29 protein-coding genes and 2 pseudogenes are annotated in these 26,225 nt (G+C 69.3%); 12 read left to right on the forward strand and 19 right to left on the reverse strand.

Going from position 1 to position 26,225, the window contains the following annotated elements; genetic code table 11:
• Positions 1–107: 107 nt before the first annotated feature.
• Complete coding sequence (locus tag M2271_RS25025) at positions 108–1,070, forward strand: DUF389 domain-containing protein (protein ID WP_280889565.1); 963 nt, start codon at positions 108–110, stop codon at positions 1,068–1,070.
• Positions 1,071–1,101: 31 nt separating this feature from the next.
• On the opposite strand, the gene M2271_RS25030 is transcribed toward M2271_RS25025, so the two are convergent.
• From M2271_RS25030 to M2271_RS25045, 4 genes are all read right to left on the reverse strand, one after another.
• Entirely contained in the window at positions 1,102–2,475 is a 1,374-nt protein-coding gene (locus M2271_RS25030) for a hypothetical protein (RefSeq protein ID WP_280889566.1), read from the reverse strand.
• Between the two features lie 190 nt (positions 2,476–2,665).
• Positions 2,666–3,439 carry a maleylpyruvate isomerase family mycothiol-dependent enzyme gene (locus tag M2271_RS25035; RefSeq protein ID WP_280889567.1) on the reverse strand — a complete coding sequence of 258 codons (774 nt, stop codon included), beginning with the start codon at positions 3,437–3,439 and terminating at the stop codon, positions 2,666–2,668.
• A gap of 382 nt (positions 3,440–3,821) precedes the next feature.
• Positions 3,822–4,010 (reverse strand): hypothetical protein, encoded by a 189-nt coding sequence (locus tag M2271_RS25040; RefSeq protein ID WP_280889568.1) that lies wholly within the window; start codon positions 4,008–4,010, stop codon positions 3,822–3,824.
• Between the two features lie 5 nt (positions 4,011–4,015).
• Positions 4,016–4,591 (reverse strand): DUF5994 family protein, encoded by a 576-nt coding sequence (locus M2271_RS25045; RefSeq protein WP_280889569.1) that lies wholly within the window; start codon positions 4,589–4,591, stop codon positions 4,016–4,018.
• Between the two features lie 293 nt (positions 4,592–4,884).
• Between M2271_RS25045 and M2271_RS25050 the strand changes: the two genes are divergently transcribed.
• The 6 genes from M2271_RS25050 to M2271_RS25075 all read left to right on the forward strand — a co-directional run bounded on the left by M2271_RS25050 (position 4,885) and on the right by M2271_RS25075 (position 9,175).
• The gene (locus M2271_RS25050) at positions 4,885–5,391 is read left to right on the forward strand and encodes a DUF5994 family protein (protein ID WP_280889570.1); all 507 of its coding nucleotides are present in this window, start codon (positions 4,885–4,887) and stop codon (positions 5,389–5,391) included.
• Between the two features lie 1,321 nt (positions 5,392–6,712).
• On the forward strand, positions 6,713–7,222 hold the full coding sequence (locus M2271_RS25055) for a SigE family RNA polymerase sigma factor (protein WP_280889571.1): 510 nt from the start codon (positions 6,713–6,715) through the stop codon (positions 7,220–7,222).
• Between the two features lie 8 nt (positions 7,223–7,230).
• Positions 7,231–7,545, forward strand: coding sequence for a hypothetical protein (locus M2271_RS25060; protein ID WP_280889572.1), 315 nt, complete (start codon positions 7,231–7,233; stop codon positions 7,543–7,545).
• A 217-nt stretch (positions 7,546–7,762) separates the two neighbouring features.
• A complete protein-coding gene (locus M2271_RS25065; RefSeq protein WP_280889628.1) occupies positions 7,763–8,047 on the forward strand; it encodes a tectonin domain-containing protein in 285 nt (94 codons plus the stop codon).
• A gap of 230 nt (positions 8,048–8,277) precedes the next feature.
• The gene (locus tag M2271_RS25070) at positions 8,278–8,481 is read left to right on the forward strand and encodes a hypothetical protein (RefSeq protein WP_280889573.1); all 204 of its coding nucleotides are present in this window, start codon (positions 8,278–8,280) and stop codon (positions 8,479–8,481) included.
• A gap of 235 nt (positions 8,482–8,716) precedes the next feature.
• Positions 8,717–9,175 carry a hypothetical protein gene (locus M2271_RS25075; RefSeq protein WP_280889574.1) on the forward strand — a complete coding sequence of 153 codons (459 nt, stop codon included), beginning with the start codon at positions 8,717–8,719 and terminating at the stop codon, positions 9,173–9,175.
• 1,308 nt (positions 9,176–10,483) lie between these two features.
• On the opposite strand, the gene M2271_RS25080 is transcribed toward M2271_RS25075, so the two are convergent.
• Complete coding sequence (locus M2271_RS25080; RefSeq protein WP_280889575.1) at positions 10,484–10,642, reverse strand: hypothetical protein; 159 nt, start codon at positions 10,640–10,642, stop codon at positions 10,484–10,486.
• Positions 10,643–10,743: 101 nt separating this feature from the next.
• Between M2271_RS25080 and M2271_RS25085 the strand changes: the two genes are divergently transcribed.
• Positions 10,744–11,202, forward strand: a complete 459-nt coding sequence (locus M2271_RS25085) for an NUDIX domain-containing protein (RefSeq protein WP_280889576.1) — start codon at positions 10,744–10,746, stop codon at positions 11,200–11,202.
• Between the two features lie 79 nt (positions 11,203–11,281).
• On the opposite strand, the gene M2271_RS25090 is transcribed toward M2271_RS25085, so the two are convergent.
• Positions 11,282–11,548 carry a helix-turn-helix transcriptional regulator gene (locus M2271_RS25090; protein ID WP_280889577.1) on the reverse strand — a complete coding sequence of 89 codons (267 nt, stop codon included), beginning with the start codon at positions 11,546–11,548 and terminating at the stop codon, positions 11,282–11,284.
• Positions 11,549–11,642: 94 nt separating this feature from the next.
• Between M2271_RS25090 and map the strand changes: the two genes are divergently transcribed.
• Positions 11,643–12,461 (forward strand): type I methionyl aminopeptidase, encoded by an 819-nt coding sequence (map, locus tag M2271_RS25095; RefSeq protein ID WP_280889578.1) that lies wholly within the window; start codon positions 11,643–11,645, stop codon positions 12,459–12,461.
• A 24-nt stretch (positions 12,462–12,485) separates the two neighbouring features.
• Here the strand turns inward: map and M2271_RS25100 are convergent, their stop codons facing one another.
• From M2271_RS25100 to M2271_RS25145, 10 genes and pseudogenes are all read right to left on the reverse strand, one after another.
• Complete coding sequence (locus M2271_RS25100) at positions 12,486–13,046, reverse strand: gluconokinase (protein WP_280889579.1); 561 nt, start codon at positions 13,044–13,046, stop codon at positions 12,486–12,488.
• Positions 13,043–14,095, reverse strand: a complete 1,053-nt coding sequence (locus M2271_RS25105) for a cytochrome d ubiquinol oxidase subunit II (RefSeq protein ID WP_280889580.1) — start codon at positions 14,093–14,095, stop codon at positions 13,043–13,045. The genes M2271_RS25100 and M2271_RS25105 overlap by 4 nt, the downstream gene beginning before the upstream one ends.
• Entirely contained in the window at positions 14,092–15,486 is a 1,395-nt protein-coding gene (locus tag M2271_RS25110) for a cytochrome ubiquinol oxidase subunit I (protein WP_280889629.1), read from the reverse strand. Before M2271_RS25110 ends, M2271_RS25105 begins: the two co-directional genes overlap by 4 nt.
• A 123-nt stretch (positions 15,487–15,609) precedes the next feature.
• Entirely contained in the window at positions 15,610–16,449 is an 840-nt protein-coding gene (locus M2271_RS25115) for an SDR family oxidoreductase (protein WP_280889581.1), read from the reverse strand.
• A gap of 174 nt (positions 16,450–16,623) precedes the next feature.
• Positions 16,624–17,043: a hypothetical protein gene (locus tag M2271_RS25120; RefSeq protein WP_280889630.1), complete on the reverse strand. Its 420-nt coding sequence runs from the start codon at positions 17,041–17,043 to the stop codon at positions 16,624–16,626.
• A gap of 333 nt (positions 17,044–17,376) precedes the next feature.
• Positions 17,377–17,694, reverse strand: a pseudogene (locus M2271_RS25125) (carboxymuconolactone decarboxylase family protein); the annotation flags it as partial.
• 530 nt (positions 17,695–18,224) lie between these two features.
• A complete protein-coding gene (locus M2271_RS25130; RefSeq protein ID WP_280889582.1) occupies positions 18,225–19,346 on the reverse strand; it encodes an NAD(P)/FAD-dependent oxidoreductase in 1,122 nt (373 codons plus the stop codon).
• Between the two features lie 364 nt (positions 19,347–19,710).
• Positions 19,711–20,787, reverse strand: a complete 1,077-nt coding sequence (locus M2271_RS25135; protein ID WP_280889583.1) for an NAD(P)/FAD-dependent oxidoreductase — start codon at positions 20,785–20,787, stop codon at positions 19,711–19,713.
• Positions 20,772–21,320: an isoprenylcysteine carboxylmethyltransferase family protein gene (locus M2271_RS25140; protein ID WP_280889584.1), complete on the reverse strand. Its 549-nt coding sequence runs from the start codon at positions 21,318–21,320 to the stop codon at positions 20,772–20,774. Before M2271_RS25140 ends, M2271_RS25135 begins: the two co-directional genes overlap by 16 nt.
• Before the next feature lie 7 nt (positions 21,321–21,327).
• Positions 21,328–22,290: pseudogene (locus tag M2271_RS25145) on the reverse strand (3-oxoacyl-[acyl-carrier-protein] synthase III C-terminal domain-containing protein); the annotation flags it as partial.
• Between the two features lie 342 nt (positions 22,291–22,632).
• Here M2271_RS25145 and M2271_RS25150 point away from each other — a divergent pair.
• Together M2271_RS25150 and M2271_RS25155 are read left to right on the forward strand one after the other, a co-directional pair.
• Positions 22,633–23,514: a UbiA family prenyltransferase gene (locus M2271_RS25150; RefSeq protein WP_280889585.1), complete on the forward strand. Its 882-nt coding sequence runs from the start codon at positions 22,633–22,635 to the stop codon at positions 23,512–23,514.
• A gap of 42 nt (positions 23,515–23,556) precedes the next feature.
• A complete protein-coding gene (locus M2271_RS25155) occupies positions 23,557–23,703 on the forward strand; it encodes a hypothetical protein (RefSeq protein WP_280889586.1) in 147 nt (48 codons plus the stop codon).
• A 407-nt stretch (positions 23,704–24,110) separates the two neighbouring features.
• On the opposite strand, the gene M2271_RS25160 is transcribed toward M2271_RS25155, so the two are convergent.
• The 3 genes from M2271_RS25160 to M2271_RS25170 all read right to left on the reverse strand — a co-directional run bounded on the left by M2271_RS25160 (position 24,111) and on the right by M2271_RS25170 (position 25,237).
• A complete protein-coding gene (locus tag M2271_RS25160; protein ID WP_280889587.1) occupies positions 24,111–24,518 on the reverse strand; it encodes a PIN domain nuclease in 408 nt (135 codons plus the stop codon).
• Entirely contained in the window at positions 24,515–24,748 is a 234-nt protein-coding gene (locus M2271_RS25165; protein WP_280889588.1) for a type II toxin-antitoxin system VapB family antitoxin, read from the reverse strand. The genes M2271_RS25160 and M2271_RS25165 overlap by 4 nt, the downstream gene beginning before the upstream one ends.
• A gap of 264 nt (positions 24,749–25,012) precedes the next feature.
• Positions 25,013–25,237 carry a hypothetical protein gene (locus tag M2271_RS25170; protein ID WP_280889589.1) on the reverse strand — a complete coding sequence of 75 codons (225 nt, stop codon included), beginning with the start codon at positions 25,235–25,237 and terminating at the stop codon, positions 25,013–25,015.
• A 66-nt stretch (positions 25,238–25,303) separates the two neighbouring features.
• Between M2271_RS25170 and M2271_RS25175 the strand changes: the two genes are divergently transcribed.
• Positions 25,304–26,209: an NADP-dependent oxidoreductase gene (locus tag M2271_RS25175; RefSeq protein ID WP_280889590.1), complete on the forward strand. Its 906-nt coding sequence runs from the start codon at positions 25,304–25,306 to the stop codon at positions 26,207–26,209.
• The last annotated feature ends 16 nt before the right edge of the window (positions 26,210–26,225 follow it).

A 26,225-nucleotide genomic window follows, 5' to 3' on the forward strand; every position in this document is an offset into this window, starting at 1 on the left:
CGCGTTAATGGATGGGCGGCCGTCGGGGCGACCGGTCGGCGCACCGCACCGATCCGCACCGATCCGCACCGCACCGCACCGCACCGATCCGATCCGCGGAGGTCCGGATGGACATGATCCATGTCCGAGCGGTGTGCCCGCCGGACCTCACTGAACGCACCATGGCCCTGCTGAACGCCGAACCGTGCGCCCTGAACCTGCTCCTGCAGACAGGAACCGTCCGCAACCCCGACGGTGACGCCATCGAGTGCGATGTCCTGACCGGCGCCGCGAACGAGGTGCTGCGCGGCCTGCGGGACCTCGGACTGGAGCACCGTGGCTGCATCGTCCTCGATCCGGTGGACACGGTGTTCTCGGAGCGCGCGGCCAGGACCGGGGCAAAGGAGCTCGGGGCCCAGTTGCGCGCCCCCGTGTGGGAACAGGTGGAGGCCCGGATCAGGTCCGAGGGCAGATACCCCCCGAGCTTCTATCTCTTCCTGGTCATCGCCGGACTCATCGGCGCGGTGGGCATCATCACCAACTCCCAGATCCTCATCGTGGCGGCCATGGTGGTCGGACCGGAGTACGGCGCCATCACCAGCATCGCGCTCGGTATCGACCACCGCGCCCGGCCGAGCATCCAGCAGGGACTCATGGCGCTGCTCGTGGGGTTCTCGCCGGCCGTTGCCGCGACCTTCCTCTTCGCCCTCCTCGTCCGGGGGTTCGGGCTGCAACCGGAGGCATTCGAACTGGGACTGAGACCCGTCTCGAATCTGATCAACACCCCCAACTTCTTCTCGGCGGTGGTGGCGGTGCTGGCCGGGATCGTCGGCATCGTCTCGCTGGCCGAGTCCCGGACGAGCTCACTGCTCGGCGTCTTCATCTCGGTGACGACCATTCCGGCGGCGGCCGACATCGGGGTCTCCTTGGCATTCGCCAGCTGGCACGAGGCCTGGGGTTCGCTGCTCCAACTCCTGCTCAACATCGTCGTACTGATCGTGGTCGGCACCGGCACACTCAAGTGCCAGCGGGCGGTATGGCGCCGGGTGGGCGCACGCCGGCACGAGCACGCGGTCAGGCCGCCGGCGTAGTGGCGGTCAGGCCGCCGGCGCGAGAGCGAGGTCAGGCCGCCGGCGTAGTGGCGGACGGCGTGTCAGGAGTGCCGGTGTCCAGGAACTCTCGGATCGCGAAGGCGACCAGCACGATCACCAGCGTCCACACCACGACCGCCACGGTCGGGTAGGTCCACGTGAACAGGACGATCGCGGCGACCACCAGGATCACACCGCCGATCCACTGCTTGTAGCGGTGGACGAACCGGCCGACCGCCCCCAGCGGGAGCCCCGCCGACACGGAGACGTCCCGCAACGCCCCGATGGCCTTGCGGCAGCCCGTACGGGTGAGGACGGCGACCCGGGACGGGCCCACGAGGAAGGCACCGACGGCCGTCACCAGAGCCACCGCACCCACCGCCCGCACACCGGCGCGCAGGAACTTGACCAGCGAGTCGAACACGGCCCCGGCGGCGGCCTCGGATGCCCCGACGGGCAGATGGTCGAGGTAGACGGATCGCAGGACGCTGAGCGTGATGCCGAGCAGCAGCATGGCGGCGAACACCCCCAGTGCGGCCCCGATCAGGGCCCGGCGGCGGTGCACGGCCAGGTAGACGCCCGCGGCGGCGATCAGTACGGCGATGAGGGGAAGCCAGCTGCCGACGATCTCCAGCACCCTCAGATACCACTTGATCTTGCCGACGTCCTTCGACGCGAACACCACGAACTGCGTGTGGACGGCCGGGATGGCGGCGGCCGGTGTGAAACCGGCGCTGACCAGCCGGTCCTTGACCTCCGCCACGATCGGTCCCACGTCGATGGCGACCTGACCGTTCTCGACGGACACCGCACCGCCGGACTCGCCGGTGAGGGCCTTGTCGAATGCGCTGTGGGCCGTGCGGTTCGCGTTCACCCAGACGGTGTCGAAGGCGCTGCTGGAGACCACCCGCTGTACGGTGCCGCCGACCAGGCTCTTCAGGCCGCTGGTGATCGGACCCTTCAGGTTGCCGAGCAGTTCGGCCGCCTTCGGCGGGGCGCCCTTCTGCGCCGCCGCCTTCTCCAACTCCTTGACCAGTCCCTCCACGTCGATCTGCGCCAGGACCGCTGTGGTGACCCGGTTGGTGATCGCCTTCTGTACGTCCGGGTTGCTCGCCAGCGGCCCGACGGTGGCGACGTAGCGGTCCGTGTCCCGCACGATGCTGTTCGCCCAGACCGCGACGACGGCCAGCAGCGACAGCAGTGAGGCGAGGAGGATCAGCAGGACCGACCCCGTCGACCGGAGCCGGTGGTGCCCCGTGGCCGGCGCCTGCCCGGTGCTCTCCAGGGCCCTCACCCGGTGCCGCAGCTCGTCCAGCTCGCCGCGTTCCCGCGCCGAGGACCGCTGGTCGCCGGACGCGCGTGCCGGGGGTTCGTCCGGGCCCGGTGGAGGTGTGCTGCTCGTCATGGTCACAGAAGACCCGCGCTGATCCGGCCCCGCGACCTGAACGGGGCTGACGGGTTGAACACCGCACTGAGCCGCGATCAGCGAAGGAGCGGCGATCCGCGAAGGGCCGTTGTCGGGAAGCCTTGCTCAGGGCAGGAACTGTTCCCAGGAGGCCTACGGCGTTGGGACTGGTGAGCTCGCGTATTTCGTTTTACGCGTTCGGGTCCCAGTCTGCGAGCTGCTCCATCGGCTCGGTGTCGTCGGTGGTCTCCAGGCCGTCGAGCGGGACGCGCTCGTAGAAGTAGAGGACCAGTTCGCTCGCTGCGCCTCGCATCGCCATGTCGCCCGGCTCCGCGTCGGCGGCGAGGTCGTCGCAGCGGACGCCGTCGGCGTTGAGGGTCAGGCGCCAGGAGCGGCCCTCGGTCGTGTGCAGGTCGATGGTCGCCGGCTTGAACGGCCAGGGGACGGTCGTCGCCGAGACGGTCGTGAGGAACTCGTCGACGCCCTCGACCGCGACGTCCGTCGGCAGCGGCTGTGCGGCCCCCTGGGTGAGCTGGACGTCGTAGGTGTGGACGGCGATCTCCTGGATCTGGTGCCGGGCCACGGCTCCGCTGGTCTCCGGGGCCTGCGAGCGGCCCCACCAGGTCCAGCAGCCGCGGTCCGGGCCGGCCTCGCGCATCGCGTCGAGCATGAGCTCGGTCGACTCGGCGAGCCAGGCGTCCAGGGCTTCGCGGTCGCGGGGCGCGGTCGGGGCGCCCTTCGGGTCCGTCCTCGCCGGGGGCTCAGCGCCCGGGCCCGCCGCGACGATGGCGGCCTGGCGGCGGCGGCCGTCGCCAAAGTGCTGCGCCAGTTCGCGCAGCGTCCAGTCCGGGCAGGTCGGGACCTGGACGTCAAGGTCGAGGGCGGACGCGATCGCGGCGCGGAACGCGGCCGAACGGTCTTCGATCAGCCGCAGGACCTCGGGAAACTCCAAGATGTTTTGCACGTCGGTTGTGTACCACGGCGCTCCGGCCGCCGGGTAGCGAATTTGTCGGACGAACGCGTCGACGACCGGGCGGAGCGCCGGCGCCGAAGCCGTCCTGAAACTCCGCGCACTGCTCGCCAACGGCGACTTCGACCGCTACTGGACCTACCGTCTGGGCCAAGAGCACCAGCGCAACCACCAGGCCCGCTACCAACTCGCTGCTTGACCTACGAAGTCACTCCCAGCAATCCGCACCCGTTCCCTGGGGAGCCCAGCCTGCTGGTGACCTTGCGTGGTCGCCTGCGGCGTACCGACTCCATGTCCCGCCGCTCTCTCTGAAGCCGGCAGGTCGGGGCGCCGTGACGCCCCGACCGCTGCCCCCGGTCGGAGGAAGGTCTGTTCCTCACCGGTCGGTATCCGTGCGGTGGGCTCGACGACCGGTGTCGTCCGGCAGACCGGGAGGTCTCGGCAGGGGGTCGCTGAAGTGATAGGCCGCGATCCGCGCGGCGTGCTGCGCGTTCAGCAGGTGGATCCAGCGCATTCCGATGGCGATCGCGAGGATGATCACCGCGATGAGGACGAGGGTCTCCACGGAACTCACCTCCAGTCGTTTCCGGGCAGCGGCAGGGTGCTTCGGTCAAGCGGGTTCCCGAAGGGGGACATACAGGCCCCGCCTTCGCCCTCCCAGGTGGCTTCCCGGCGGCGGGCGTCGCGGATGCCACGCCCGATGGCGGTCTCGTTGGCCATGAGGACGCCTGCCGTCAGGGCGCTGCCCGGGATCGCGGCGGCGGCCATCAGCCGGGCCGCGGCTGCGGGCCCGGTCTCGGGCGGAACCACCAGCAGGTCCCAGCGGCCGACGGTGTAGGAGAGCAGGATGAGCTTGTCGGGGTCCTGTTCGGTGAACCAGCCCACGTGCACGGTGTTCCCGGCCACGGGAACCGTGTGCGGGATGACGGGCCAGCGGGTGGGGTTCACGGTGACGCGGGTGACGCGCCCCCAGGGTTCTTCCAGGGCGGCGGCGAGCGGCGGAATCTCGGCTGCAAGGTCGCGGGAGTAGGGCCACCAGGCACCGTCCAGCTGGCCGGCGAGGGTGGTCTTCGGGGTGAGGGACAAGCGTGCCGGGAGCTCTGCGGCGAGGTCGCGGGACGCGGTCCGGTCGAGGGTGGTGGTCATGATGCGGACCTGCCCCCGGACTGCCCGTCGGCAGTCCGGTTTTTAGGCGATCGCCGGAAATGACACCCGCGTGAAAGCGGGTGCGCGAAATACTTCCGGTGCTTTCAGAGTACGCCTGCTCGATGGGCGATGTTCGGTGTGACCAGGTATTTTCCGGCGGAGGCGCTGTGGAGAGCGGCGGTGCGGGCGGCGGGAGTACCGTGAAACGACGGCGGACTCGCGTACGTAGCAGGTCGGCATCGATACTGACCTACGACGAGGCGCGGCCGTACCCCGTTGACGGGCGGATCCACATGGCTGACTCCGACGTTCCCCACAAGCCACCTCTGCTCCTGCCGGATGCGATCCACCAGGCGGTCAAACCTGGCACGGCCCTGCTGCGGCTGGAGACCACGCGGTCCCGGGAGGGGCTCCTGGACGGCGCGTGGTGGCCCCGCACCCGCAACATCGAGACCGAGCTGCCCGCGCTGATCAGCGTGTTGACCAGGCATCTTGGGCCGATCACCCGCGTGGGCGTGGACGCGGCCGCCTGGAACGGCCTCCCGACCCGCCTGGTCATCGACGACCAGGTCGTGCACCTCGACTCCGACCCGGTCGGCGACAACACCGTCCTCATCACCCGCGGCCACAACGACCACTTCGCCCTGTTGGTGGTTCCCCCTGACACCACCGCCGACGCCGCCCGCGAAGCGATGGCCCGCGCCGTCCACGCCGACAACATCACCGAGGCCGCTCAGATCCTCATCGCCACCACACCCAAACCTGAAGGTGACCAGGTCGTTGACCGGGGAGTTCACTGAAGCCCCGCGCAGGACAAGATGAAGGTCTTCCCCGGGCGGCTGCAGAGATGCGATCGCTCGGGCGTGGATCTGGCTTCGATCCGGACGGCGAAGCGTTCTCGGCCATGGCGGAGCCGACGCACCTGCCAGTCCAGTCCCCCGTGGATCGGCGAAGCGCTGCCTGCGGCTCTCCGACGGACACCGATGGCCCGCCATTGCAGCACAGGCCCCAGCGGGCGTCGGATCGAAGGCTTGCCCCTACGGTCTTTTGGGCCGCTCACCCTGCCTCGCCCACCCATGATGGCGAGGCAGTCCCAGGCCCAAGGCAGAGTCCGGGGGCTCGTGTCGATCCCCCGTGGGCGGGACAGCACTTCCAGCCGACACACTGAGCCTTTTCCAACCTCAGGCTGACGTGGCCGGGTGGAGGGGGCGAAGACGTGACGAGAGTAGCGGGAGTAGAGGTGACGTAGGACCGGTTGCAACCCAAGTGCGCCGATGTCTAGGACAGAAACAGACCTATTTGCTGCCTACCCGTCGCCGCTGGCAATCAACATCAGCGAAAGAACCGCGATGATCGAGCAGACCAGCGCCACGCCGGAGAGCTACACCACCGTTGCGCCCTGGGTCGTCACCGCAGCACGCCTCCCGCACCGGGCAAAAGCCCGGTGCTCTCGGGGAGGCGTGCGTACTCCTCGGGGTGGGGCTCAGCCCACCGCGTTCGCCCGCTCGGCCGCGCTCAGCGACGAGAGGGGTTCGGCGACAGACTTGGCGTGGACCGGGTTCGCGTGAGTGGCCGCAACGGGGTTCGCGTGAGTGGCGGCAACCGGGTCCGCGTGAGTGGCCGCAACCGGGTCCGCGTGAGTGGCCGCAACCGGGTCCGCGTGAGTGGCCGCAACGGGGTTCGCGTGGGTGGCGGCAACGGGGTTCGCGTGGGTGGCGGCAACCGGGTTCGCGTGAGTGGCCGCAACCGGGTCCGCGTGAGTGGCCGCAACCGGGTCCGCCTGTGTGGCCGGGACCGGGTTCGCGTGAGTGGCCGGGGTCGCGGCGCTGGCGACGCTGACCATCCCCGCGGCGGCCAGAACGGTTCCGGCGGCCACGCTGAACATAGCGCGGCGGTTATGCGAGAACTTGCGGTGCTTCGACAACGGTGTGCCTCTTCCTCGGATCGCCGGACTCCCACCTGTGCGTGGAAGCCCTTTCGGGAGAGAGGTACGGAGTCGGGCGGTGGTCAGGTTGCACGGTGCGGCGGGAAAATTCTCCTGCCCGCACCGTGCAACCCCAGAGGGCCACTCCCCGTATGTATGACAGATGGAGTGGTGCGCAAGGGAGAGGCCGGCAAAGAGTGAGGGACACCGCCCGGGAACGAGAGTTCCGGGAATTTGCCGAGGCGCGGCAGGCGCAGCTCCGACGCAGCGCCTACCTGCTCTGCGGTGACTGGCACCAGGCACAGGACCTGACCCAGACGACTTTGATGAAGTTGTACGCGGCCTGGGGACGGGTCAGCCGGGACGGCAATGCGGATGCCTACGCTCGCACCATCCTCACCCGCACCTTCATCGACCAGTGGCGCAAGAGAGGTTGGCGTGAGGAGCCGGTGAGCGAGCCACCCGATCTTCCCTCGGGCGTGTCCGGCGCACCGGAGTTGCGATTGATGATGCAAGAAGCCCTGATGGAGCTGGCGCCCCGCTACCGAGCCGTGTTGGTCCTGCGATTCTGGGAGGACTGGTCCGTTGAGCAGACCGCGCACGCACTGCGGGTGAGTCAGGGAACGGTAAAGAGCCAAAGCGCCCGCGGGCTCGCCCGGCTGCGCGAGATCGTCGAAGGCTTTGACAGTGAAGGGACCAGGAGGTGAAACCGGCCATGAATGAGCACGAGAACGACGCTCTGCACGCCGCCTTCCAGGCAGTCCTCAGCGCCGATCCGGAGCCTACGCTACCCAGCGTTATCGACGCGGCCGTCGTCGGCGGCTTCCGGATCCGCCGACGACGAGTTGCGCTCGCCACAGCCGGCGCACTGATCGTCGTAGCCTCCATGGCCGCCGTGGCCGTCAACCTGTCCTGGCTGGGCGGCGAACGGGCTCCGGTGCCCCTGGCCCCCGCCAGCACCGCCCACCCGACGCCGCACACACCCGAACCTGCTCGCACGGCAGCAGAGCCCCTTCCCTCCGGAGACTGACAGTCGCCGGGGCCGCCCCGGCATCAGGCTGTGGAGTCCAGGTAGATCCACACGGCCTCCGAGTTCCACTTCCGCACGCGACTGGGACCTGTACCAGTTGACCGCCACAGCCTCAAGATCATCTCCGTTGCGGCTTTTGGCCTTCTCCGCCCGCCTGCGGGAACACCACCGTGGTCCAGGCACCCGATGGCGGCGCCTGAGCGCAGGTCGGCAGGCCCTGCTCGCCCTCGCCCATCTCCGCAACCCGTCGAACCCGTGGCAGAACGTCAACGGCAGCCTCAAGCGCATCGCGGTCGGCTCCCGCACGAACGTGTGGGGCATCGACCCCGCCGGCAGCATCTACCGGTACACCAACAACGACGCCAGCGGCAGCAACCCGTGGATCAACATCCCCGGCACCGCCACCGACATCGCCGTCGGTGCCGTCGGCGCCGACGGCACCGCGTGGCACGTCAACAACGCCGGTGAGATCTACCGCTACACCGGCGACCAGCCCAGCTGACCCCAGCCTCGCCAGCCATGCGGGTTCCCGACCGGGACAGGTCGGGGACCCGCACCGCTACCCGCACCGCTACCCGCGGCGATCATGAGACGCATGGTCGCGTCGGCCAGGAGAGCGAACATGCGCGATCCGGCCGCGTGCGGCCAGCGCGTTATGCCGCCGCATCTGGGAAGAAATCAGGCCCGTCCGGCCCGGCCGTCCGACACAGGGGATCTCCACCTCTACGTGGCGTGCCGCCGGCAACTCCGGAGCCGAGCGAGTACGCACCGCGCCTGCGATCCCGCCTCGCCCGTGAACAGCAGCTCGCCCAAGACGCCGTCGAACGCGGCTGGCGCCGCGAGGTCGAACGACACAAGGCCATCGCCGAACGGATCCGCGGCCTCCTCGCCGATCTCGGAGAGAGCGCCGAGCCCGGCCCGGACGATCACTGCTGAGCGGTTGCTTTCGGCAGCCTCAACGAGAGCCCCGCCCGATACTTGTCAGATGGATGGATCAAGGGCCTCTTGGGTCAACACCACGCACGATTGGGCCGGCACCGTGGACGCGGACCATCTCACTCAGATCCGCCAGGAACCAGCAGAGTTCGCTCCGGGCGGGCCGGGACACCTTGTTCTTGAGATCGTTGCTTATGCCGCTGACGAGGCAGCGAGCCGGGGCGGCGGACGGTGTGTGGTCACGCTGAATACCGACGGCTCCGTCTCGGTGCAGGATGACGGACGAGGCACCGACACTCGGACCGGCGAGCATGGCCAGGTGGTGAAGAAGCCGGTCATCGCCACGAAGGACCTTCGGTTCTTCGACCTCCCAGAGCCGGAACGACTTCCGGACGGACATCCGCGTCGCGGCATGTCCGTCGTCGCAGCTCTCAGCGAGTGGCTGATTCATACCAACCGCCGTCTCAACGGATCCTGGACCCAGCGCTATGAGCACGGCGTCCCGGTGACCGACCTGGAGCCCGTCGAGACCGACGGGACCACGGGGACCAGCGTCCGCTTCCTGCCAGACGGAGACCTGCGCTCGCGGTGGTCGTTGACCGAGGGTGATCTGGCGCGGTGGTCCGAGCACTGGCCCGACCTGACTGTCCACCTCGAAGATCAGCGCGACGGCGGGGACTGGTCAGGTCCGTGACCGCGGGGCGTCACGACCGAATTGCACCAGGGCGAGCGGCCCGGTCTGCCCTCGACCCGCCGTCCCAACGCTCGGCCTCGGTGGCCTGGAGGCGGTAGGTGCCGGAGCTGGTCTCAATCAAGGGCACTTGAAGTTGAGCCGGTCCCGCACACGGAAAAATCGTCCAGATAAGGGTTTACGTGGGACGCGGCTACCGGTCCGCTGCGCCCACACAGCGAGTGATCTGCTGGAGAGGGCCGAATTCCAACGGATCGTGATAGAGGCCGACCAGACCCGAGAAGCGGTCTGGGACTCCGAGGGGGGAGCCATGGCGCCGATGTGACCGCGCCGGCCCGCTCAGCGTGACCCCCCAAACGGCCCCGGTGAAACCGCCGGGGCCGTCCTTTCAGGCGCAACACGTGAGAGTGCGCAACCCACAATCCACAGTACACCTGCAGGTAGTTTCCGACGTGATTCCGTAGGCTGACGCGAAGCATGAGCACATTCTGCTCGGACCTCAAGCACCGACGACCGGGCCCAGCAGCCGGCACGCGCCCAGCCGCCGTCAGAGTGCTTGCTATTCCGCATTACCGCGCCACTGCCCCTGGACACGGAACCAGAGTCCCGGGAGCGTAGATCGATTCGACGACAGCGGCTTCACCTTTGGTCGCCCTGAGGATCCGCAATGCGCCGCTCGGAAGCAGCGTACTCGTACGTGGCGGGCGACTCACCTATGACAGCCATATCGACGTATTGGGCAGAATCTGCGTCTTCCATCAGGTCGTCATTACCGTCCAGGCGGGCGTGGGCAAAACCCGGGCACAGAACGAGGCGATATCGAAGCAACCATTCTGCGATGGTCGCCGTCTCCACAAAACGACAGTGATGTTGTGATCCTCACGGCTTTACGGTGACGTCAAACCGCCCACTGTCCTACCCAATAGGGAGAAAAGTTGAAGAACATACGTCGCGTTCTGCTTCTATCCGCCCATTGGACTCTTCGGGCCAGTTGGACACCGCCGCAGCGATGGCTCCGGACACAGACTCCGTTGTCGTCTCAGCGCTAAGGAGAAGGACCGGGAGTCGTTCGCCGCAGCGGCCGAGGTCGCCCCTGGCGGTCCGTGAGGAGACCCTGTGCGGGGCGAAGGTCTCGATGTGCATGAAGGACCGCATGATCCGGACGCCGTCATTCGCGAGGCGCCGAGATATTCGCATAGTGGATGTAGCCGGATGCATCCGGATGTTTCACGAATGCGGCGAACGGTCCGGTGCCGCCTTCCTGATGAAGGGGAGGGGCGCGTCCACACCCCTCCCCTTACCGACCAGGGTCTACCAGGCGTAGAGGGCCCACGAGTTGTCCTTGGTCTCGGCGCATCGGAAGCCCGTGATCTTCCCCTGCTGGGCCCAGGTGTTGCCCGCGGCCTGGCAAGCGACGGCGCTGCTGAAGAGACGCGGGGCGGCGGAGGCCGAACCGGCTCCCAGCGCCAAACCCCCCGAACACCACCGACCGTTGGTCACCGAAGCAGCGGAACCTGGAGCCGATACGCCCCTGGCGGCCATGAAAGGCGCAGATGACCGACAATGCCCGGATGACCCGACCCAGAATCCGTGTCGCCGCATACGTAATCCGGAACCGCGCCGTCCCCGAAGTTCTGGTGTTCGACCACATCGGTATGCCCGAGGCCGGCACCCAAGTACCCGCGGGAGGAGTCAAATCAGGCGAAGAACTGGAAGAAGCGGTCCTTCGAGAGGTCGCCGAGGAGACCGGTCTGCTGACAGCCACGGTCGTCCGACAGATCGCCACGGAGAACAAGCCCCATCCCGACACCGGTCAGCCACGACGAACCAGTTTCTTCTTCCTCCAGGCATCAGCAGAAACCCCCGATGTGTGGGACCACCACGTCAAGGGCGACGGAGACGACGCTGGCCTCACCTTCACCTGCCGGTTCCTCCTCCTTCCCCTGAAGCAACCACTGGCCGACGATCAAGACGCATGGCTGGGCCACATCGATCCGCGCTGGACCACCGTGACCGGCGACAGTCAGTAATCAGAAACCGGCCCCATCCGCTGAATACGCGACACATCAACATGCGGGCTTACCGGTCCCAAGGCCGGCCCAGGAGGCCCTAGGAGGCCTTGCTCAGGGCAGGATCGGTGCGCCAGACGACGGCGAGTTCGGACAGGGGTACGCCGAGTACCTCGCTGAGCCGGACGATGGTGCCGAACGCGGGGGTCGGCAGCCGGCCGGTCTCGATCTTGCGGAGGGTCTCCGGCGAGATCTCTGCCGCCAAGGCCACGTCCACGGGGCTGCGTCCGGCCCGGGCGGCGCGCAACGCGGCTCCGAGGCGTCGGCCCGCCTCGATCTGTTCGGGGGCGAGCGGATGGCGAACCATGCGCACATGCTAGAGCCGCCGGTGTCGGGCAGCAACCACTCCACCCCCTGGTATAAATATACCTGTCGGCCGCCCCGGGGAATCGAGGATCACCGTGATCGAGCACAAATCTCCCGAAGACATCGAGCGTATGCACGTCACTGGACAGTTCGTCGGCCAGGTGCTGGCCGAGCTCGGTGACCTCGCCGCAGTAGGGGTCAACCTGCTGGACCTGGAGCATCACGCTCGCCGCCGGATCAAGGAGCGCGGCGCGCAGTCCTGCTATTGGGACTACGAGCCCTCGTTCGGCAAGGGCCCGTTCCGTAACGTGGTGTGCCTCTCGGTCAACGATGCCGTGCTGCACGGACTGCCGCACAGCTACAAGCTGCGCGACGGGGACCTGCTGACGATGGATATGGCGGTGAGCATCGACGGCTGGGCCGCGGACTCGGCCCACTCCGTCATCGTCGGCACTCCGGCCGAGGAGGACCTGCGGCTGATCGAAGCCACCGAGGTCGCCCTGGAAGCCGCGATCAAGGTCGCCCAGCCGGGCAACAGGCTCGGGGACATCTCGGCGGCCATCGGCGCGGTCGCCGCCGAGTACGGCTATCCGGTCAACCTGGAGTTCGGCGGTCACGGTATCGGCCGCACGATGCACGAGGACCTGCACATCCCCAACGACGGGCGTCCTGGCCGCGGTTGGAAGCTGCGTCCCGGCCTGACGATCGCGATCGAGCCCTGGTTCGCCGCCGGCACCAACAAGATCGTCTATGACCCGGACGGCTGGACGATCCGCTCGGCCGACGGCTCGCGCACCGCTCATTCCGAGCACACGGTTGCCATCACCGAGACCGGCCCGCTCGTGCTCACCGGACGCCCGCAGAGCAACAAGGGGCGGAAGGACCAGCGGGAATCATCGGCGACCGGACGCTGACGAGGGCTCCTGAGCAGCTGACCGTCAGGAGGCCGTGGGCCCGCCGAAGCGTGCGACGGCGGCCCGGACCCGGGTGAGCTGTGCCGGAAGATCGGCTGTGACGTCCAGGGTCATGCCCGGCTCGTCCGGTTCCAGCGGCTCCAGCGTCTCGAACTGCGAGTCCACCAGCCGGGCCGGCATGAAGTGACCGGTGCGGCGGGACACGCGCTCCCATGCCGTGTCCCGGTCCAGGGCGAGGTAGAGACACCACAGCCGTGCGCACGCGGCTACCCGAAGCCCGTCGCGGTAGGCGCGCTTGAGGGCGGAACAGGCGACGACCAGCCCCTCGCCGGCCTCGACGGAGTGACGGATACGGTCGGCGAGAGCACGCAGCCACGGCTCGCGGTCGGCGTCGTCCAGGGGGCGGCCGGCGCTCATCTTGGCGACGTTCACGGCGGGATGGAAGTCGTCGCCCTCGACGAACGGCAGTCCGAGCAGCTCCGCGACCGCCTTGCCGACGGTGGTCTTCCCGGACCCGGACACGCCCAGGACCAGCACGATCGGCGGTCCCTGGCCGGCCCTGGCCCCGGCCACGGCCCCGGTCACGGGCTCTCCGGCTCCCGTCCGGCCGCCGTCTGCCGAAGATCCCCCTCGGTGAGGGGCTGGAGAGTCCCGCGGGTGTCCAGCCGGTAGAGCAGGACCAGGGGCGGTCCGACGAGCACGACCGCGATGACCGTGACCAGCATCAGCCAGCGCAGCGTCGTCGACGCGCCGGCCGCCTCGGACACGGTCAGCGAGGTGGGGATGAGATAGGGCCGCTGGGCGAGCCCCCACGCCACAACGACGAGAGCCACGCTGCCGACCGCGGTGATCCGCGCCCATCCCGTCGCCTTGCGGTACAGCAGCAGCCCGGCCGTGACCACCGCGCAGGCAGCGGCGGCCAGGACGAGCGTGAGACCGATTCCGCTGGTCAGCCCGTCGTAGACGTACCGCGCGTCGTCGTGGGTCACGGCGAGGCCGACGAGCGCCAGTACGGCGACGGCGCCGAGGCCGCACCAGGCCCGCAGCCGGAAGTAGCCGACGAGGTCGGCGGCGTCGAAGCGGCGGGCGTCGGCGCTGAGGAACACCGCTCCGAGGAACGCGGTCGCGGCGATGGCCAGCAGCCCGGCGATCACGGAGGTCCCGTTCGACCAGGCGTCGGCGGACGCCTTCGTGCCGGGAGCCACCCGCCCCGTGGCGAGCCCCCCGACCGCCGCTCCGAGGAAGAAGGGCGTCAGCAGCGAGGACACGGCGAAGACGGCGCCGTAGACCCTGCGTCGGGCGAGACTTCGTGTGGGCTTGCGCAGGGCGAAGCCGGCGCCGCGCAGGACGAGCCCCACGGCCGCGAGTGCCAGCGGGAGCCACATGGCCGTGAAGAGCGTCTGGAACAGGACCGGGAAGCCGGTCCACATGATGACCAGGACGAAGATGAGCCAGACGTTGTTGGTCTCCCACACCGGTGCCATGGCGTGGTCGATGAGCCACCTGGGGCGCCTGCCGCGTTCCGCGCCGCCCGCGAGAAGGTCCCAGAAACCGGCTCCGTAGTCCGTGCCGCCGGCGCAGGCGTAGGCGGCCACCGCGGCCAACAGCACCCAGGCGACGACGTCCTCGGTCATCGGTCTCTCCCCTCCCCGCGCCCGGACGTGGACAACGGGCGGGGGCGGGGCCCGTAGGGCGTGTCGCCCTCCAGGTCCTCGGCGGCGGCTCCCACCAGAGCGTCCTCGTCGGCCCGCCGCCATCGGCCGCTCATCTTCAGAAGGATGGTCAGGAAGGAACCGAGGACGAGGACGTAGACCACCACGACGATGCCGAACATCGCCCACAGGGACCCCGCGCGGGTGTCCGTCACCGCCTCCGAGACCCGCATGTGCTGGTAGACGATCCAGGGCTGCCGGCCCACTTCGGTGGTGATCCAGCCGCACTCCACGGTCAGCAGACAGGCGGCCCCGGCGAGCGCGGCGCACCGGAAGAACCATCGCGACCTGGGCAGGTCCCGGCGTCGCAGCCGGCACCAGCCGTACCAGAGCGCGAGCAGGACGAGCAGGCTGCCGATGCTCACCATGATGTCGAACGCCCAGTGGGCGATGGTGGCCTGAGTGGCCGTCGGGCGGTCACTCACGGGGACCGACGTCAGTCCGGTCACCTTGGTGTCCGGGCTGAATCCCGCGAGGATCGAGTCCAGTTGGGGAATCCTGATCCCGCCGGAGATCGAACCGTCCGGATGCAGGCGCCCGAACAGGTACTCCGGTACGTGGGTGTCGGTCTTCCAGACGATCTCGGTGGCCGCGAACTTCACCGGCTGCTTGTGGAAGACGGAGCGGGCGATCGAGTCACCGAGCACGAACTGCACGGGGGTGAGGATCGCGGCGACGGAGAACGGCACGGTGAAGCCGAGCCGGTGGTAGCGGTCCCGGCGGCCCCGCAGCCAGCCGACCGCGTACACCCCGGCGACGACATACCCGGCGGTCAGGATCACGCCGACCACGAAGTGCCAGTACTCGGGGCCGAACATCGGCGTGAAGACCGCCTGCCGCACGTCGACGTCCACGGGGTTGCCGGACGGGTCGAGCGTGAAGCCGCGCGGGGTGTTCATCCAGGCGTTCGCGGCCACGATGCCGAACGCCCCCATCAGGGCGGCCAGCGGCAGGGGCGCTGCGAGCCAGAAGTGGGTCCACGGCTTGAGCCGGCGCCAGCCGTACAGGTAGATCGCGATGAGGATCGCTTCGAGGAAGAACGCCCACGCCTCGACTCCGAAGCCGAGGCCGAAGACATCGCCCCACCGGCCCATCAGGCCCGGCCACAGCAGACCGAACTCGAAGGAGAGCACCGTGCCGGTGACGATCCCGATGGCGAACTGGACGGCCATGACCGCCGACCAGCGCCGCGCGAGCAGGAGGGCGACGGCGTCGCCTTTGCGCAGGCCGCGGTAGTGCATGAGGAGGGTGATGGCGGGGAGGGCCACGCCGAAGGGCACGAGCAGGATGTGGGTGCCCAGGGTGAAGGCCATCAGCTCCCGGGCCGGCAGAAGCTGTGGGGGGCCGTCCGCCAGAAAGTGGTCGATCGCGCTGTTCACATGGGCCTCGGGGCTGGGCTCGTACCGGATGGCTGCGGGCTACGGGGAAGGGGAGGGTCAGCCACCCGTGGCGAAACCGGGGAACAGTGTCATGCCGCCGTCCACGTAGAGCGTGGTCCCCACGACGTAGTCGAAGAGGTCGGACGCCAGCGCGGCCACCGCGTTCGCGATGTCGTCCGGCTCGCCGACACGGCGATAGGGCACGAGCCGCAGCAGTTCGGCCTCGGCCTCGGGGGTGTCCCAGGCGCTGCGGTTGATGGGGGTGCGAATCGCTCCCGGAGCGACGGCGTTGACCCTGATCCCGTGCGGCGCGAGTTCCTGCGCGAGGGTCTCCATGAGCATCTGCACCCCGCCCTTGGACGCCGCGTAGTTCACATGGCCCGCCCAGGGAATGATCTGGTGGACCGAACTCATGCAGATGATCTTTCCGGCGGAACGGGAGACCTCCGGGACGACGCCGCGCCGCATGAACTCCTTGGCCGCTTCGCGGGCGCACAGGAACTGTCCGGTCAGATTGACGTCCAGCACCTTCTGCCACTGGCCCAGGGTCATCTCGGCGATGGGGGCGTCACGCTGGAGCCCCGCGTTCGCCACCATGACGTCGATGGTCCCGAACTCCTTGACCATGCGGGACACCATGTCGACGACCTGGTCCTCCTGCGACACGTCCGCCTCGTGAGCGTAGGCACGGACGCCGAAGGCCTCGATCTCGCGCACCACCTCTTCCGCGGCGTCCCGCCCGGCCACGTAGTTCACCACCACATCGGCGCCCACCCGCCCCAGACCGATCGCGGTGGCCTTGCCGATACCGGAGTTCGCGCCCGTCACCAGCGCCTTCTGTCCCGTGAGAAGCGGGAGGGCAGGGGGCTGACGGAGGTCGCTACCGCTGGTTTTCACTCGTGTCTCCCTAGGGGTGCCGAAACGGACATTCGACTTGATCCGCACGACAACGGAAACACGGATGGGCCAGTCCGGCCCGGCGGCACGGTCTCGTGTCAGCCGCTCGGGGCGCCGTCCCGCGCCGTTCGGCGCAACCCCCGTTCGCCGAACGGCCCGGAACGGCGCGGCCGACTAGTCGGTGCGGGCACGCCGACCCGCACCGATGCACAGCGCCCAGATGACGAAGGCGTCCACGGCGATCAGCACGATGGCCCAGACCGGCTGGTACGGAAGCCACATGAAGTTGGCGATCATCGCCAGGCCGGCCAGGAGGATGCCGGTCAGCCGGGCCCACAGCGCTCCCCCGAACACGGCGGCGCCCGCGAGGACCACCAGGACGCCGAGGACGAGGTGGATCCAGCCCCAGCTCGTCAGGTTGAAGGTGTAGGCGTAGTCATGGGTGACGACGAAGACGTCGTTGTCCTTGGCGATGGCGGCGATTCCCTGGAATATCGCCATCACCCCACCGAAGATCATCATGACGCCGGCGAATCCGGTCCAGCCGGCCACCCACGCCCCTTCGCCGCTGCTCCGCGCTCCGTGTCGGGGCATTCCTGTCGTGGTCATTTCGGGCTCCTCCCAGGTAGACCTCGCCACTTTGATGTGGCTGCGGCCAATGGCCCACACATCAGCTTGCCACGAGAATCACAGAACGGCAGAATGCGGACATTTCCGGCACACTGACAGGCGGCGGCTCTACGCTCGGTGCTGGCCAATGCCCATGCCCTGACCCTGACCCTGACCCTGACCCTGACCCTGACCCTGACCCTGACCCTGACCCTGACCCTGCCCCTGCCCCTGCCCCTGCCCCTGCCCCTGCCCCTGCCCCTGGCCCTGGCCCTGCCCCATGCCGCCCTGGCCCGTACTGCCCGGACCCACGCCTTGGGCCTCGGCCTCGAACTCGGCGACGGTGATCGCGATACCGAGTGCTTCGGTGATGTTGCCGGCTGCCGTCATGACGCGGGCCGTGCCCACGATGGGGGCGATGGCCACCAGGACATCCTGCAGCTGCTCAGCGGTCAGGCCGCTCTGGCGGGCGGGGTCGAGGTTGGCGAGGTAGGAGATCGGCGGAGCGTCGGAGGCAGCGAGGGCCGCGATACGGGTGAGCATGAACGTGTCCGGAGCCAGCCCGCACCGCTCGACCGAGTCGACCGTCATCGCGGCGAGGGTGTCCAGTACCGGGGTTTCAGATGCTGTGGCCATGATGAGCGTCTCCTGTCGGTGCGGTGTCGTGCCGAGGATGAATTATTCGGATGAGCGAAGAGCCACGATTCCCTTGGCCGTGATTTCCTGTGTGATTTCCTGTGTGAGGTTTTGGCGCAGACTTCCACACATGAGTCCATGGATTTATCGCATCCCTGGGGACAAGCCCGCGAAAGATCCCGAACTCGCGGGAATCCGCGTTGGCCGCTTACGGCGGTACAGCAGGTTTCCGGCAACCTGCGGTCCCCGATCTCGGCAGCCAAGCCATATACCCAAATGCTACCGAGGGGATCCGCTTTTCGCGCGGGCTGGATGACGTATGGGCTTTGCGGTGAACTCGGCTTTTCTCACCTCGAGTTGCGGTTTTTGGCGGAGGAGGGGAGCACAACCTCACCAGCGTGGCGCTCACCGACACCATTCCCGCTCCCGGCTAGTCGGCTCGCCCCTACCTGCTCGGGCTGCTGTCGGGCGTGGAACGGAAGAACTGCCGGCAGCTGGCCGAACAGGCCGGCTTTGCCCGGACTGAGGTATCAGGAGTGATCGAACAGAGTGACTACGCTCTGCGGTGCTTCCCGGCCGAAGAAGTTCTCCAGGTTCTTCGCCGAGCGGCCGGCGGCGTCGTTACTACGGAGGAACAGCCGCTCTTCGTAGGAGGTGAGCGCGACCTCGATGTCGGGTTGCTCAACCAGCTTGCTCGCCAGGTCAGCGCCGTCGTACATGGCGAGGTTCGCGCCTTCGCCGGCAAAGGGCGACATCAGGTGCCCGGCGTCACCGACGAGCGTCACGCCGGGCACCCTGTCCCATTTGAGCCCGACGGGAAGGGCATAGATGGGCCGGAGCCACGGTTCCGCGTCGCTCTGTGTCACGAAGGCGGTCAGCAGCGGCGACCAGCCATCGAACTCGTCGGCAACTTGACGGAGGCCCGCGGACGGGTCGCCGAAGTCGATCGACCTCACCCACCCCTCGGGCTTGTTCAGCGCCGCGTATCCGAGCACGCACCCGTCGGCGTAGCGATGGGCGATGATGCCTTTGCCCGGCGCGACCGCCATCAGCGTGCCGCTGCCGATCGCGGCCACGCTCGCCCGACAGTCCTGGCCGCCTGAGGCGAGAGCAATCTCGATGAAGCAGGTTCCGCTGTAGAGAGGCTTGGCGGGGGTGAGCAGCGGACGCACCTTCGACCAGGCACCGTCCGCGCCGATGACGATGTCGGCGCGCGTGGCGGAACCATCCGCGAAGGTGAGGTCCAAGCCGCCCTCCACACAGCGCCGGATCGAGGCGAGCTTGTGACCCCACCTGATCGTCCCGGGCGCCAGCGAGTCGATGAGCAGGCGCCTGAGTTCGCCACGGTCCACCTCAGGGCGGGCCGAACCGGGGTCCGCAGGCATGTCGAACAGAATCGTGCCGTGGCGGTCGACCACACGCTTGGCGTCCTCGCCCGGGCGGACCAGAGTGAGGAACTCGTCGTGCAGACCGGCTGCGCGAAGGGCGACCTGGCCGGTCTCTTCGTGGAGGTCGAGCAGGCCGCCTTGCGTACGGGTCGTCGCCGAAGTCTCACCCTCGTAGATCGTCGCGGCGACGCCGTGAGCCTGAAGCACCCGGGCGAGCGTCAGTCCGCCCAGTCCCGCTCCGACAATGGCGATGGTCTTCTGCATGCTGCGCTCCTGTGTCGCGCCGACACACGCCGGCGGTGGTCAGTGCCGGAAGCGGACGGGATGCCCGATCTCAGCAAGGAGACGCTCAACGATCAGAACCATCTGCATCGATGTACGAGCGATGTCCGGCGGATGGGCCCGCGGGACATCGTTTTTCGCGACCACATGACTATAGCTCCGCGTCGGCCCAGCGACGGCCGGGGCCGCTCACGCTGCGACGCACCGCGCCCGCCACGCTCATCATCGACAACCGCCTCGACCGGCTCGGGGGTGTCGCTGCCACTGGCAACAACCCGACGCAGCCACTCCCGACGACGGACCGCCGACGGGCCCACTGGATAGATCACGAAACCAGAGTGGAGTACTAGGCCAGGCCGTTGACCAGCCCGGCGAACAGGGCGGGCAGGCGGGCGGCGGTGGGGACGATCAGGGGGGCGAGTCGAGGGTGGGCGCGGAGGCGTACCAGGGTGTCGGTGAGCAGGCGGTGACGGTGTGAGGCCCGACGCCAGGCGCGTTCGTAGTCCAGGGGGCGGTCGTCTCGGACGCAGCGGACGAGCTGGGCGGCACCGGCCAGGGCGAGGGAGATGCCCTCGCCGGTGAGCGCGTCGACGTAGCCGGCGGCGTCGCCGACCAGCAGGACCCGGCCGGCCACCCGGCCGCGGACCCGTTGTCGCAGCGGTCCGGCGCCGCGTACGGCCGAGGAGGCGTGCGCGGGCAGGCGGGCCGCCAGCGACGGAAAGCCTCGGAGCTGCACGTCGAACGGCGCCCGCTCCCCGGTCAGGATGGCCACGCCGAGCAGCTCGGGCCCCAGCGGGGTGACGTAGGCCTCGGCTCGCGCGGACCAGTACACCTCTACGTGATCGGTCCAGGGCGCGACGGTGAAGTGTCTGCGCAACCCGTAGCGGGGTGGGCGCGGATCGGGCAGGTCCAGGCCGAGGTGTCGGCGGACAGGCGAATGCAGGCCGTCGGCGGCAGCGAGGTAACGGGCTGTCAGCCCGGCGGCGGTGACGCTGCCGGCGTCCTGCCGGACCCTCGCCGCGTCGACCTTGACCGGCCGCACCGGGACGCCCAGCTCCGCCGCCCGCCGGGCCAGCGCCGCGTGCAGGTCCGTACGCCGCACGCCCAGGCCGGGTCCGTGGCGGAAGCCGGCCTCGGCGAGCCGGGCGTCGCCCTTGACGTCACCCTTGGCGTCACCCTTGGCGTCACCCTTGGCGTCACCCTTGGCGTCGAGGTACCGGATGCCGCGTAGCGGGTGCCCGGGCGGGGTGACGCCCAGTTCGGCGAGGGCCCGCACCGCGCCCGGCATCAGCCCTTCGCCGCAGGCCTTGTCGACCGGCGTCGGCCGGGGTTCGGCCACGGCCACGTCGAGTCCGGCGCGGGCGGCGTGGATCGCGGTGGCGAGTCCGGCCGGCCCGCCGCCGACGATCAGCAGGTCGAGCACGTCGAGGCCGCGGCGGCCGGAGGTGCGGCGGACCGGACCAGCGCCGCGTTCTCGCAGCGCAGCCGGACGGCCAGAAGGGGCAGGTTGAGCAGCGTGAAGCCGGTCGCGGTCAGCCAGGCCCCGTGGACCAGCGGCAGGGCGAGTCCCTCCACGACCACGGCGAGGTAGTTGGGGTGGCGCAGCAGCCGGTAGGGGCCGGCGCTGACCAACGGCAGGCCGGGCACGACGATGACACGGGTGTTCCAGTGCGGTCCGAGGGTGGTGATGCACCACCAGCGCAGCACCTGCGCCCCGAGCGCGAGGGCCAGCATCGGCCAGCCGAGCAGCGGCTGGAAAGGTACCGGGGCGAGCTGGGTCTCGGCGAGGCAGCCGACCAGCAGTCCGGTGTGCAGGGCGACCATCACCGGGTAGTGGCCGTCCCCGTACGCCACACCCCCGTGCGCGCGGCTCCAGGCGGCGTTGCGGCGGGCGACGACGAGCTCGGCGACCCGCTCGGCGGCCACCAGCAGGATCAGCACGGTGTAACCGGTCATTCCTCACCTACCAGCGCAGGAGCACGAGTTCGGAACTGAAGCCCGGCCCGAGCGCCAGCAGCAGGCCGGGGGTGCCCGGTGGGGGCGGGCGCCGGGCCAGGGTGTCGCGCAGGATGTGCAGCACGGAGGCGGAGGAGAGGTTGCCGACCTCGGCGAGGGAGCGCCAGGTCAGCTCCAGCGAGTCGGGCCCGAGACCGAGTGTGTCCTGGAGCGCCTCCAGCACCTTGGGGCCGCCGGGGTGGCAGACCCAGCCGGTGATGTCGTCCGGCTTGAGGTCATGTGCGTACAGGAAGGAGCGCACCTCCTCGCCCACGTGGAGCCGGACCAGTTCCGGCAGTTCGGCGCCGAGCACGATCGTGAAGCCGCCGTCGCGGATGTCCCAGCCGAGGGCGTCCTCGGTGCCCGGGTACAGACGGCTGCGGGTGGCCACCACCTGGGGTCCGGCGTACTCCTGGCGGCGGGGGTGGTCCTGGCCTACGGCGACCAGCGCGGCGGCGCCGTCGCCGAAGAGGGCACCGGCCACCGTGTTCTGCGCGGAGGTGTCGCCGCGCTGAAGGGTGAGGGAGCACAGCTCGACCGATAGCAGCACCGCGACCTGGTCCGGGTGGCCCCGCAGGTAGTCGTGGACCCTGGCCAGCCCGGCGGCGCCGGCCGCGCAGCCCAGGCCGAAGACCGGCACGCGCTTCACGTCCGGCCGCAGCCCCAGGCGCCCGGCCAGCCGGGCCTCCAGCGACGGCGCCGCGATACCGGTGACCGAGGTGGCGAAGACGAGGTCCACCTCGTGCGGGACGAGCCCGGCCTGGTCCAGGGCGGCTCGCAGTGCCTCCTCGGCCAGCCGCAGGCCCTCCTCGATGAACAGGTCGTTGGCCTGGCCGAAGCCGTCCAGCAGGGCGTACCGCTCCAGCGGCAGGGCGAGATGGCGGGTGCGGACACAGGACGTGGCGTGCAGCCGGTCCAGCACGCCGCGGTCCCGCTCCGGGGCACCGGTTCTGGTTCCGGCTCCGGCTCCAGTTCCGGCTCCGGCTCCGGCTCCGGCTGCAGTTCCGGTTCCGGTTCTGGCTCCAGTTCCGGTTCCGGTTCTGGCTCCAGTTCCGGCGCCAGATCCGACTCCGGGAAGGCGCATCGCTGCGAGCGCATCGGTGATCTCGCGCTGGTGGTATCGGTGGGCCGGCAGCACTCCATGGACAGCGGCGATACGCGTCATTCGGTAAGAATAAGGACGACAACGAAGAAACCTCGGTCAGTGCACCTCACCGGCATTTCGCGTGTGTGGCAGCGGAGGGAGCGAGCCGGCCGCGCCTAGCATGCGGGCGTGCGCAGCCTCGAAACCTCGGCAACAGCTCCGATCACGGCAGAGCACCGCCGCCGCGGGCCCGCGCCCGCCGTCGGCCTGCTGCTGGCGGCTCACCCCGCGCCCTCGGCAGCCGTGACCGCGGTGGTCGCCGCGCTGGCCGCCGCATCCGGGCGGAGCGGCGCCGGTACGGTGCTGATCGCGGCGGCGGTACTCACCGGGCAGTTGTCGGTGGGCTGGAGCAACGACCTGATCGATGCCGCCCGGGACGTGGCCGCCACGCGCCTCGACAAGCCCCTGGCGACCGGAACGGTCTCCGCGCGGACGGTGGCGATCGCGGCGGGCTGCGCCCTCGCGGCCTGTGTGCCGCTCTCCCTCGCCAACGGGTGGCAGGCGGGAAGCGCACATCTGACCGGCGTGGCCGCGGCCTGGGGCTACAACCTCGGCGCCAAGCGCACCGTCTGGTCGTGGCTGCCGTACGCGGTCGCCTTCGGGCTGCTGCCCGCGTTCGTCACCCTCTCCCTGCCGGATGCCCGGTGGCCGCACTGGTGGGCGTGGACCGGCGCCGCGCTGCTGGGGGTGGGCGCCCACGCCGCGAACGTCCTGCCGGACATCGACGACGACCTCGCGGCGAACATCCGCGGCCTGCCCCAACGCGGTGGCCGGCGCGGCGCGCGGGCACTGGCAGCGGCGGCGCCGGCAGCGGGCTCGGCCGTGCTCATCCTGGGCCCGGCGGGCCCCGTCGGCATCCCCGCACGAGCCGGGCTCGCGGCGACCTGCGCGCTCTCGCTCACCGTCGCCCTGTGGCCGGCCGGCCGGAGCCGGGCCCCCTTCCTCATCTGCCTGGGCCTGGCCGCCGCCGATGTCGCCCTTCTGCTGCTCCGCGGCGCGCGTCTCATGTAGACCGGCCGGAAGAACGCCGCTGTCAGTGGCACCGCGGTGACCGTGGACCGGATCGACTTCGTCGGTGAGGCACCCGTTCCGGGCAAGACCGACGTCCCGGTGGACGGCTCCGGCACCGGCCGCACCTTCGACGGCATCGGCGCCATCAGAGCAGTGCCACCGTCAGCTCCACGCCCCGGAAGACGGTGAAGGATCCGGAGGCGCCCCAGTTCGGTCAACCGTGATGTGCAGGGCGGACCATCAAGAACTACAGCTGCCGGGACTGCCACGCATGCCCGTCGTCGGCAGGTACCGGCGACGTTCAACAGTGGCCCCGTGGTCTCCATCGACAGCGACGTGGTGCTCAGCAACTCAGACGTGGTGCTCAGCAACTCACGCGATCACCAGACCCTGCGAGGCCCTGTAGCCGTCGGCGGCGATCGTCTCGGTCACCAAGGAGCTCGGGGTCAACACCGATTCGCTGCGGCAATGGGTCCGCAGGGCCCGCCCGGCCTGCGATCGGTGGGGACGGTGACGCGGTGACCCCTGGAACAGTGACGTGGGCTTCGATCACGAAAGGGGCCAACAGACCGACAACGTGGACGCGGTCCGAGTGATCAGGCTCGCACGTCTCGCTGCTGAAGTTCCTTGAGTACTCCGGCGACCGTCGCGAAGTCGTTGTCCACATGGAGGACGGTGTGCCCGTGGTGGACCGCGGTCGCACACACCAACAGGTCGATCGCTCCTGCCGCACGATGCTGACCCTGCTGTGTCAGCTTGTACTGGGCGGTATCGACCCAACGCCAGGCATTCTTCGGAACGGGAGAGAGCAGGCAGAGTGCGTCCACCTCCTCCGCGAGCTCGTCCCGGTGGGTCGGACTGGTTGCCGAGTAGAGAAATTCGGCGCGCGTCGGCTCGCAGAGATGGAACACCCCGGCGGCGATGTGCCCCTCCCAGTGCGCCAAAGCCCCGGGGGTGCGGAACAGGTGCCACAGGGCGGAGGTGTCGAGCAGATACGTGATCACTCGACGGCCTCGCGTCGGGCACGCTTGCCTGCGTCATACGCCGCCGCAGCCTGCTCGAACTCGCCACGTGCACCGCGCGCGGCCAGTTTCTCGGCCGCATCGAGGCGCTTGATCCGGGCCACGTAGTCCCGCAGGGCCGCGTTGACCGTCTCCTTCTTCGTCGTGACGCCCATCAGCCGCATAGCCTCAGCGAGCGCCTCGTCATCGAGATCAATCTGCGTGACGGACATCCAGCACCTCCAGCATCCACGATGTATGCCATCAAGATACATCGCCAACATTGACTGCCACCACCCAAGAGCAGCCGCCGAAGGCGGTGTGCTTCCCCTCGCACCGCGGAGACGGGGAAGCAGGGGAAGCACAGGGCAGCGGACTTCCCTCCCCATGCGATGATGCTCCACCCCGAGTACCGGGGTGGAGCATCATCCCTGACGGCAAAAGGCGAACTTGACACCAGACGGCACATGGACCCTGGCCGCAGCCTGTCGATCGTGTCAGCCGAGGACATAGATCTCGTCACCGAAGTCAGCGACGATCTTCAACTTGCCGCCGAGCGCCACCCCTGCGGACGTGACCGCCCCGCTCCGCCGTCGATGCGTTCCTGTCCTTGGCCCCTCCTCGGCGAGGCGGTGCACACGGGAGGCCAGGACCATCGCCTGCACCCCCTTCTGGATCTGGTCGTTTTCGGCCCGAGCGACAGTAAATACTTGGCTAGCCACACGTCTGCTGTTATGTTGGTTATGTGTCCAGCCACCTAAATGGGTGGTGACACGAGAGGAGTCGTCATGAAAGCCATCCTGTTCGACCGTTTCGGAGGCACGGAAGTGCTGCACGAGGCGGACATCGAGGTCCCGCAGCCCGGCCCCGGGCAGGTCCGCGTCCACGTCAAGGCGGCCGGACTGAACGCGTTGGACGGCAAGATCCGCTCCGGGGCCCTGGAGGCCATGTTCCCCACGCCGCTGCCCTCCGTCCCCGGTCACGAGCTCGCGGGCGTGGTGGACGCCCTGGGTGAGGGCGTGCAGGACGTGAAGGTGGGTGCCGAGGTGCTGGGCTGGTCGGACACCGGCTCGTACGCCCAGTACGCGCTGGCCACCACCGTGGCTCCCAAGCCCGCCGGCCTCGACTGGCAGCACGCGGTCGCGCTGCCGGTGGCGGGCGAGACGGCCGAGCGGGTCCTGACCCTGCTGGGCGTCGCCGCCGGGGAGACCGTACTGATGCACGGCGCGGCCGGAGCGGTCGGCACCCTGGCGGTCCAACTCGCCACGGCCCGCGGAGCGCGTGTCATCGGCACCGCCGGACCCGGCAATCAGGAATATCTCGCCTCGCTCGGCGCCACCGCGACCGTTTACGGCGAGGGCCTGGTCGAGCGGGTCCGGGCGCTCGCCCCCGACGGCGTGGACGCGGTGTTCGACCTGGCCGGGAAGGGAGCCCTGGAGGACTCCATCACCCTGCGCGGCGGCACCGAGCGCATCGTCACCATCGCCGACTTCCGCGCGCAGCAGCTCGGCATCACCTTCGCCAGCGGTGGCCAGGAACGCTCGGCCGCCCGCCTGGCCGCCCTGGCCCAGGACGCCGCGACCGGCAAGGTCGTCACCACCGTCACCGCCTACCCGCTCACCCAGGCCGCCACGGCCCAGCAAGTCAGCGACGCCGGCCATGTCCGGGGCAAGCTCGTCCTCACCCTCGACTGATCACACCCGCCTCTCC

Source organism: Streptomyces sp. LBL (genome assembly GCF_029893585.1).
Lineage (GTDB): Bacteria > Actinomycetota > Actinomycetes > Streptomycetales > Streptomycetaceae > Streptomyces.